This window comes from Micromonospora yasonensis (assembly GCF_026013475.1).
GTDB lineage: Bacteria > Actinomycetota > Actinomycetes > Mycobacteriales > Micromonosporaceae > Micromonospora > Micromonospora yasonensis.
In genome coordinates this window covers 1-9,206 of the sequence record NZ_JAPDPH010000257.1, presented here as the reverse complement: position 1 = coordinate 9,206, position 9,206 = coordinate 1, and the positions used below count along the sequence as shown (strand labels likewise).

At 69.1% G+C, this 9,206-nt stretch carries 6 protein-coding genes; 3 read left to right on the top strand and 3 right to left on the bottom strand.

Annotation, left to right across the window (positions count from 1 at the left end):
* Positions 1-2,043: hypothetical protein (locus ONA70_RS31765; RefSeq protein ID WP_265010179.1), on the bottom strand; the 2,043-nt coding region annotated here is incomplete at its 3' end.
* Between the two features lie 601 nt (positions 2,044-2,644).
* Between ONA70_RS31765 and ONA70_RS31760 the strand changes: the two genes are divergently transcribed.
* Genes ONA70_RS31760 through ONA70_RS31750 form a run of 3 tightly spaced genes read left to right on the top strand, consistent with a single transcriptional unit; the run spans position 2,645 to position 6,245 of the window.
* Positions 2,645-4,318, top strand: coding sequence for a class I mannose-6-phosphate isomerase (locus ONA70_RS31760; RefSeq protein WP_265010178.1), 1,674 nt, complete (start codon positions 2,645-2,647; stop codon positions 4,316-4,318).
* A gap of 2 nt (positions 4,319-4,320) precedes the next feature.
* The gene (locus tag ONA70_RS31755; RefSeq protein ID WP_265010177.1) at positions 4,321-5,226 is read left to right on the top strand and encodes an ROK family protein; all 906 of its coding nucleotides are present in this window, start codon (positions 4,321-4,323) and stop codon (positions 5,224-5,226) included.
* A gap of 20 nt (positions 5,227-5,246) precedes the next feature.
* Complete coding sequence (locus ONA70_RS31750; RefSeq protein ID WP_265010176.1) at positions 5,247-6,245, top strand: LacI family DNA-binding transcriptional regulator; 999 nt, start codon at positions 5,247-5,249, stop codon at positions 6,243-6,245.
* Here ONA70_RS31750 and ONA70_RS31745 read toward each other — a convergent pair.
* Positions 6,236-8,266: a hypothetical protein gene (locus tag ONA70_RS31745; protein WP_265010175.1), complete on the bottom strand. Its 2,031-nt coding sequence runs from the start codon at positions 8,264-8,266 to the stop codon at positions 6,236-6,238. The genes ONA70_RS31750 and ONA70_RS31745 overlap by 10 nt on opposite strands.
* An 84-nt stretch (positions 8,267-8,350) precedes the next feature.
* Positions 8,351-9,206, bottom strand: an 856-nt coding sequence (locus ONA70_RS31740; protein ID WP_319959342.1) for a carbohydrate ABC transporter permease, incomplete at its 5' end; no start/stop codon positions are given.

Sequence of the window (9,206 nt, the reverse complement as noted above, 5' to 3'; positions counted from 1 at the left end):
AGTGATCTCGTAGCGGATGGTCTGCGGAGTGCTCGAGGTGACCTTGAACTCGTACAGGCTGCCGACCTGCCCGTTCGGCGGCTCCGGGGTGGTGAACCCCGGCTCCGGAGCCTTCACCACCTGCGGCTCCCCGACCGGCTGACCCGCCGAATCCAACCGCTGCAGCGACCACTCCCGATCCGGGGTGACCTCAGTCAGATGCCAGTAGGTACTGGCATCGCCCAGCAGCTTCTTCTGCTCGGGAGTGAACGCAGCGTTGTTGCGCGCGGACTCCCACAGCTTGACAGCTTGAAGCACCGCGGCGGTGTTCGATCCGGAGGCGAGGCTCCCCACGCTGGTCTCGTAGTTGATGCCGGCGTCGAGAGAGGCCCCACGCGCCAGGGTGGCTTCGATCGTCCGAAGGCTGGAGTTGCCGGAGAGCCCCTGCTGACCCATCATCCCGGGCAGATAGTTGGCGCGGTAGAAGACGTTGCTCCGCATGATCTGGGCGTAGTCCGTGGGGCCGATCTCCCCCCAACTGGCTCGGGACTGGGCGTCCCAGGTGTTGGACGAGAGGTTGCTGCATTCGGTGATGAAGTCCTGTGAATCGAGCTGCCGGTAGACGCCATTGACCAGGCGGGCGAAGCCGTAGCCACCCCAGCCGGTGTAGCCCGCCGATTCCAACCCGTCATAGGACGTGGCCCGGATACCGGTGTTGTTGTACGCGGTGGCCAGCCGGGTCGCGATCTCGTCGATGATCGGCAGGTCACCGATCGCGCCGCCGTAGCCGTTCTGGTTGACGCGAGCGGCGCTGGTGCCGGCCGGGTAGGACTTCGCCGCGGAGCCCCACTGCGCCCGCCCCAGGCCGCTGACCTGCCATTCGGTGTCGCTGATCTTCGTGACCGTGCCGTAGGTGATGAACTCGTCACCGATACGCAGCCGCCTGCCGTCCAGGCCGGGTCCCACGGGGCGGTCGGCGTCCACATAGAGCGTGGTGTCCGACTGGCCGAGCGGACGCGTCAGCTTGACGCTTCCCCCCACGGCCAGACGCGGGTCAGCCGGGGACTTCACATACGGGTCATGGACGTCGATGAAGTCGGACAGGGTGTGTACGCCGACCTCGATCCCCTCCTTCGTGGCAGCGGCCACCACCTGGGCCGCGGCCGCGTCCGATCCCCCGAACGCGCTGTTGAACTGGTAGTGCCCGTGCGACACCCATGGCCCGTTTCCGGCGATCGCGTAGATGTTCTTGATCCCGGCCTGCTTGGCGTACCGGCTGGCAGCGGTCACGTTGCTCGTGTTGAGATCGTGGATCCAGAAGTGGGACTGCGAGGTGCGCTGGGCCGCCTTCTGCCACTGGCCGTTGATGGTCGGGTAGGGCAGGCCCTGACCCTTGGCGATCTCACTCAGCACGCTGAGAGCAAGATCCGGGGCACTGCCGAACAGCGCGATCTTCGATCCGACGATCCGGCCCTCCGGCGCCGGCAGCGGCCCGAGCGGGATCTCGTACCCGTTGGTCCGCTGCCGGATCCGCACCCGGCTGTAGTCATACGTGGAAGCCCGCAGGATGCTGCCCCACGTGGTCTTCGCCGCGACGTTACTCGCCAGCCACTCATCCTTCACACCGGTCTGGAGGCCGTACGGGTTCCAGATGAGGTCCGGGCCGAAGCCGTAGGCGAGGTGCTCGTTCGGCCACCCACCCACGGTCTTGTCATTCAGCGGACGCAACCCGAACGCGAACGCATCGTTACGGACCACACCGGCGGTTTCACCGATGGTCTGGGTGACGCTCGTCGGGAGAGGACCCCACAGCAGCGTCTGCACATCCGCGCCCGGCGCGGGGTCCAACCCGACCACCTCAAGCGTCGAGTACGTCGGGAGCTTGACGACCTTCACATCGATCGTGGCCTTGTCGGTGCGGAAGGTGAACACCTTATCCCGCGCCGAATACGCCACCTCGGTCGGCGCTGCCTGCTGCCCGTCGGCCACCACACTGACCAGCGGCACCGACTGACCCGCCGCCACGTAATCGGTGCCCCGGCGAACATCCACCAGACTGGTCACCCGGCCGGTCCCACTCAACTTCAACGACAGGAAACCCGCTTTGATCTCCAGAGGTGGCTCCGCCTGCGCCGCGGGCGGGGCCAGACTCACTCCGGCAACAGCAAGAACCCCCGCGGCAACGGCTGCCGCAGTACGTCTGTACCTGATCACCTGCACTCCATTCCGGAATGTTCGCCTGGCAGGGGCGAAACCTGACTTGCCTGAGGGACAGAGCACCGGATGCCCGACGAGGATCTTCTCGCCACGGCCGAGGTCCGCCGGCCGCGAGCAGTCGACCGGTAGCGCCGGGGTGCTCGCCTGTTTGTGGTGCGGCGCGGCTGCTGATGGCTTGGCTTCTGGTCAGCAGCCGCGCTTGCCGGATCACGGTCGGATGTTGGCTGGTTCAGCTCACGGGAGGTGCCGTACGCCGAACGCATCGCACGCTGGTTGATGTTATCGCTATCATCCACGGCCGACAATGGGACACGGGCGAAAGTCACCTGGGTGCTCGGGTCGGCGCGCCCGGCGGTATGGTATCGATACCGCCGGAAGGAGCACCCAGTTGCCTGCACCGCCACGAACCTACGAACGAGACCCCAGCTACCGCCCGACTGGCGATCGGGTGCGGTCCGGCTGGGACGACGCGGCCGCCACCGTGCCCACCACGCCAACGGTGCTCGCCCTCGACGGGCCGGCGTTCCTTGACTGGGACACCGTAGCGGGTGGGCTGGCCAAGGCACTGGCCGAGCGAGGCGTAGCCGTACGCCAGGTCGACATGACCGCTCACTTCCGGACCTGGGGCGAGATCCTGCAGCTCACCGAGCCCGCCGGGGCGGCCGAACGCGTCGACGACCCGGACTTCGCCACCATCGCGCGGTGCACCCTGCGGGACTTTCTGCGGCTGCCCGATCCGGCCCCGGCCGCCGACGATGGTGTCACCATCGTCTACGGCCCTGGCGCCGGGCTCGTCCCGCATGACCTGCTCTGGTACGCAGACCTGCCGAAGCGGTACGCCGAGGCCGCCATGCACGCCGGTCGAGCGCGGAACCTCGGGCAGCCCGCCACGGCCGGCCCAGGCACCACTTGCCGGCTGTTCTACATCGACTGGCCTGTACTCGACCGGCACCGCGACCGGATCGCCGGCCGGATCGACCGTTGGATCGATCTTCAACCCGACCCGGTCACCGGTGCCGAACCGACCTCACTTGATGGTGCGGCACTCCGGGCAACGATTCGAACCCTGGCCGGCCGCCCGTTCCGGGTACGACCCTTCTTCAACTCCACGCCGTGGGGCGGGCACTGGGCGCAGCGCGAGCTCGGATTCAACCCGGAGGCGCCGAATACGGCACTCGGCTACGAGCTGATCGCCCCGGAAAACGGCGTGCTGATCGGCGAGCCGAACGCCGCGCGGATCGAGGTCCCGTTCCAGATGATGGTCTCGCTGTTGCCGGAACAGATCCTCGGGCCTCCCGTGCAGGCCGCGTTCGGCACCTCCTTCCCGATCCGGTTCGACTATCTGGATACCATCGACGGCGGGCACCTGTCCGTACACTGCCATCCACGGCTCAACTACATGCGCCAGGTGTTCGGCTGGGACTACACCCAGCACGAAACGTACTACGTGATGATCGGAAGCCCGGGCAGCCAGGTGTTCCTCGGCCTGCGCGACGACGTCGACCTGGACGAGTTCCACCGGCAGGCGCTGGCGGCGTACCGCGACGGTGCGCCCTTCGAGGTAACTGACCACGTACAGACCCATCCCGCGGACCCGCACCAGCTCTTCCTCATCCCTGCCGGCACGCCGCACGCCAGCGGGGTCGGCAACCTGGTGCTCGAGATCAGCGCCACGCCGTACCTGTACTCCCTGCGGTTCTACGACTGGTTGCGGCAGGACGCCGCCGGGCGTCGGCGGCCGGTGCACATCGAGCACGCGTTCGCGAACCTGGACACCGCACGCCGCGGCCGGTCCGTACGCGACGACCTGGTCCCCGCACCGCGGCTGCTGCGCTCCGGCGTCGGCTGGCAGGAGGAACTCCTGGGTGACCTGCCTGATGTCTTCTACCAGGTGCGCCGGTTCGTGCTCGACGGTGGCCAGCCCGCCAACGACGACACGGTGGACCGGTTCCACGTGCTCAACGTCGTCGAGGGCCCCGGCGTGGTCGTGCGGACCGGCGCCGGCGACGAACATCTGCTTGCCTATGCCGAGACGCTGGTGATACCCGCCGCGGTCGGGCAGTACACCCTGACCCGGATCGGCAAGGAGCGGGTACAGGTCGTGAAGTCTCTGGTGCGATAGCCGTGGCGGACAACGACGTCCTGGCGGCACTCGACATCGGCGGGACCCACGTCGCCGCGGCGGTCGTGGATACCGCCACCTGGACGGTGCGGCCGGAGGGGGTGCGACGCCGGCCGCTGCGCGCCGACGGCACCGCCGACGAGATCCTGAGCGGCATCGTGGCCTGCGGCCGCGAGTTCGACCTGCCCGCGGAGGTCTGGTGCGGGATCGCGGTGCCCGGGCCCTTCGACGTCGCCCGGGGCGTCGGCCTGTTCCAGTCCGTCGGAAAGTTCGATTCGCTGTACGGCGTGGACGTCCGAAGCGCGGTCGCCGACGGGCTGGGGCTGGCCCGCTCGCGATTGCGTTTCATCAACGACGCCGAGGCTTTCCTGATCGGCGAATGGGTGGCCGGTGCCGTGTCCGGGCACGACCGGGCAGCCGCCATCACGCTCGGCACCGGCGTGGGATCGGCCTTCCTCGCCGACGGCACGATCGTTGCTGCCGGCGACTCCGTCCCGCCGGAGGGCCGAGTCGATCTGTTGACGATCGGCGGCCGCCCCCTGGAAGAAATCGTGTCACGCCGCGCCCTGCTCACCGCGTACGGCGGTGGTCCCGACATCGACATCCGAGACATAGCCGAGCGGGCCCGCAGCGGCGAGCCGCAGGCCCAGGCGGTGATCGATACCGCCATGAGGGCCCTCGGCCGGGCGCTCGGCCCCTGGCTGACGCGGTTCCAGGCGACGGTGCTGGTGGTCGGCGGAGCGATATCGGCATCGTGGGACCTGATCGAGCCGCCGCTGCGGGCCGGCCTGGGCGGGGCCGGCCCGGCGCTCGTGCCGGCGCGCCAGCCCGTGCTGTCACCGCTGGTTGGCGCGGCGTGGCACTGTTGTCGCACGATACCTCCGGCTGGGATACCGACCGAAGGATGATGCGGCGAGGGAGTCCGATCGTGCACCAGCCACCGACGATGCGCGATGTGGCCGAACGGGCGGGCGTCAGCCCGATGACGGTGTCCCGGGTGCTGCACGACAGCCCCGCGGTGTCCGCCGAAGCCAAGACCCGGGTGCTGGCCGCGGTGAACGAACTCGGCTACCACCGCAACGAGGTGGCCCGGAGCCTGCGGCTCGGCCGTGACACCGGCCTGGTCGGCCTGGTGATCACCAACCTGGCGAACCCGTTCTACTCACAGCTGGCGGTCGGGGTGGAGTCGGTACTCGCCGAGCACGGCATCCGCGCCGTGCTCGGCAACTCCGGCGAGGACGTCGAGCGGGAACGACAGATGATCCGGGACCTGGTGGCCCGACGGGTGGACGGGATAATCGTGGTACCGGCCGGCAACGACCAGTCCCACCTGGAGACCGTCCGGCTCCGCGGCACCCCGGTGGTGCTCGGTGCCCGGCCGCCGGACGGTGTGCCCCTGGACTGCGTGCTGGTGGACGACTTCACCGGAGCCAGGGCGGCAACCGTCCGGCTGATCGACGCCGGGCACCAGCGGATCGGCTTCCTCGGGCTTCCGCCGGCGACCTGGACCGGCTCGGAGCGGTTCCGCGGCTACTGCGCGGCGCTGGACGCGGCCGGCCTGCCGCTGGACGACCGCTATGTTCGGCGAGTCGGTCGCGGGCATGGTGCCGCAGAGCGGGCGGCGGCCGAACTGCTCGGGCTGCGCAAGCCGCCGACCGCGCTGTTCTCCGCCAACAACCGAAACACCATCGGCGCGTTCCGGGCCATCCGTGCGGCCGGCGTGGACACCGCACTGGCCGGCTTCGACGACTTCGAGCTCGCCGACACCTTGGGCCTGCCGCTCACCGTGGTCAGCTACGACGCCGCCGAGATCGGTCGCCAGGCGGGCCGCCTGTTGTTGGACCGGATGCTTGACGCGGCTGACGGAGGTGCGGACGGGCCACCGCGCCGGATGATCGTCCCGACGACATTGATCGACTATCCCTGAATGGGGCTTGAGGACAGCAGCACGAGTTCCCACTGCCGCATCGGCTGCACCGTACGGACCTGCCCGTCAACGAGCGTGGCCGGGGCGAGCCGTCCGGTCCCGGTCACGTGCAGGGCGCCGGCCGGGCTGGGCATGCCGGCCGGTAGCCGCACCGCGAACGCGGTGGCGTCGTCCGGGCTGGCGTTGACGACCGCGACCCGCCAGCGTTCACCGTCAGTGAGCGCGATCGGGATCAGCCACGGATGGCCGGAGACCGCCACGTGTTCGGGCCCGGCCCCGTCGTGGTCGCCGAGCCAGTCCACGGTCTTGGCCAGTTGCGCGGCCCGCTGCTCGTTCATCGATACGGGCGATTCCGCTGGCCAGGGCAGGATCGCGACCCGGCCGCCGAGTTCGTTTTCGAAGAGCACCAGGCCGTGACCAACCGGATTGCCGCGGGCATCGAGCAGGATGCTGGCGTGCTGTGCGCCGGGGGCCAAGGTGCCCTGCACCAGACAGTGCAGGCGCGAGCCGGCGCCCTGATTGACGCTGATGTCGCAGCCCTGACGTAACCCGAACTCGGCCCTGGTGCAGCGTTCGATGCTGAAGGGCAGGTGATCCTGGCTGATCCAGCGGGCGTCGGTGAGGCCGATCAGTGTGCCGTAGCCGCGGGCTTGCAGGCCGAGCGCCGCCGGGCCGTCGAGCAGGACACCAGCGGAAAGCCAGCGATGAACATCTTCCGGCGTGGCCGCGTCAACCGTGCTGGCGGACAGCGCGTTGACCCGGCTCTCGCCACGCAGACTGACGGCCGTACCGGCGGCGATGAGCCACGGCGCGATACCGCCGACCGGGGCGGCGAGAGCCTCCCACCGTCCGTGCTCTCCAGCGGGCACCGCCCGATATCGGGCCACCTGTGGCGACCACGGAATCCCCACCCCGGTGCTGAGCAGGGCCGGCGGGAACAGGTCGGCGATCAGGTCCAGCGCCGGCCGCGCCTGGGTCAGGAACGCCGCCCGCGTCGGTTCATCCCCCGGTTCGTTGCCCATGAAGTCGTGCACCGAGATCGCCAGCCCGGTCGACCCCAGCACGTGCGCCAGCGCCATCTGGGCGAACATCTCGCGGAACGACTTGTTCCACCGGCCGTACGGGTAGTTCTCGATCTCCGGGAAACTCCGCACGGCGGCGGGCTGGACCGCCCGGGCCGCGTCCAGCCGCACCACCGCCGCTGAGAACTGGTCCGGTGTGCTGGAGCTGTACGGCCAGAAGTGCGGCCGATGGATTGGGGTGCCGTCCGGGTCGAGTGCACCGAACCACGCGTCCCACAGCCGCCCTTCCGCGCTGTGCTCATGCAGTTGGCTCGACATCAGGCCGAGGCGCCGGCCGAGCCGCGCCACGATCTCGCGCCACTCGGAGATCAGCTCGACCTGCGCCTCGTCCCACATGTCCAGCCACTGCGCCCGCCACGGATGCGGCACGCCGGGAGCCGTACACGCGGCGACCACCTCCTTGCGGGTGGCAACCCGACCGATCCGCCGGGCGAACCGCTCCAGATGCAACGGACAGAAACAGCCGCCCCATTCCAGCGGTGCATGGTTGTGCAGCCGGATGTCGTCCTCCACCCACACCACGGCGACGTGTTCCTCGCTGGCATACCGCCGCAGCACCTCGCGGTAGTACGCACGCCAACCGGGATCCAGCGGGCAGACCTGCGCCTGCGTCGCCTGCCCGTACGGATCGACCAGCGTTTGCCAGGGCTGATCCGGCCGCAGCCGCCGCCCCCGATCGACGTGCAGCAGCGTCGCCCAGGGGTTGATGCTGATCCGAACCCCGGCTTCGGCGAGCGCGGCGCGGGCCGGGCGGGTGTGCTCACACCACCGCCGCACCTCGTCCAGGCTCGGATGCCCGTCGTTGCGCTCCTCGGCGAAGGCGAACATGCAGATCTCGTCCGCACCGGTGTCGCGGGCGATCTCGACCAGTCGCGCGGCAGTGCGGGCCGGGCTCAGCTCCGGCCGGGTCTGCACCCGCAGGATGTAGTGGGTCGGCATTCTGGTGGACTTCCTCGGTCGGATCGGGCCCGGGCACAGCAGGTGCCCGATCAGGGATGGCACAGAGTGTCCGCTTCGCGACGGTCAGGCTTTGACGCTTCCGGCCGACAGACCCGAGCGCCAGTAGCGTTGCAGCGCAAGGAACGCGACGACGAGCGGGACCACCGAGATCAGCGAGCCGGTGATCACGATGTCGTACCAGGGCTGGTCCCGGAGCTGACTGTTCCAGAAGTAGAGCCCCAGCGTGAGCGGCCAGAGCTTGTCGTCGGCGAGCATCATCAGCGGCAGGAAGAAGTTGTTCCAGATGCCGACGAACTGGAACAGGCATATGGTGACCAGAGCGGGCGACATCAGCCGCAGCGCGACGGTGAAGAAGATCCGTATCTCGCCCGCGCCGTCCACCCGGGCGGCGTCGATCAGTTCGTCGGGTACGGAGGCCGCGGCGTACACCCGGGCGAGATAGACCCCGAACGGGGTGACGACGCTCGGGATCAGCACGGACCAGTACGTGTTGACGACGCCGGTGGACGAGGCGAGCAGGTACAGGGGCAGGGCCAGCAGCGGCGGTGGGATCAGCACCGCGCCGATGATCACCGCGAAGACGCCCTCCCGGCCCCGGAACGGGTACTTCGCCAAGGCGTACCCCGCCATCGTGGCGATGAGCGTAGCGGCCAGAGCACCGCCGCCGGAGTACAGCATGCTGTTGAGGATCCAGCGGGTGAAGGCGCCGTCGCTGTGCTGGAAAAGCTTGGTGAGATTGTCGGCGACGTGCAGGTTCGACCCGAACCAGAAACCATTGGTGCCGAACAGGTCGCCGGTTGACTTCGTAGCCGACACGACCAGCCACCAGACCGGCAGCAGGAAGTAACCGGCGACGGCGAGCAACAGCACCATGGTGCTCAGTTGAGTGGCGGGCGAGCCGCGGTGGCCGACCCGGAGC

Bases quoted from the DNA above. Each gene is read 5' to 3' on its own strand.
- ONA70_RS31745 (WP_265010175.1), bottom strand. From the start codon at position 8,266: ATGCCGACCCACTACATCCTGCGGGTGCAGACCCGGCCGGAGCTGAGC.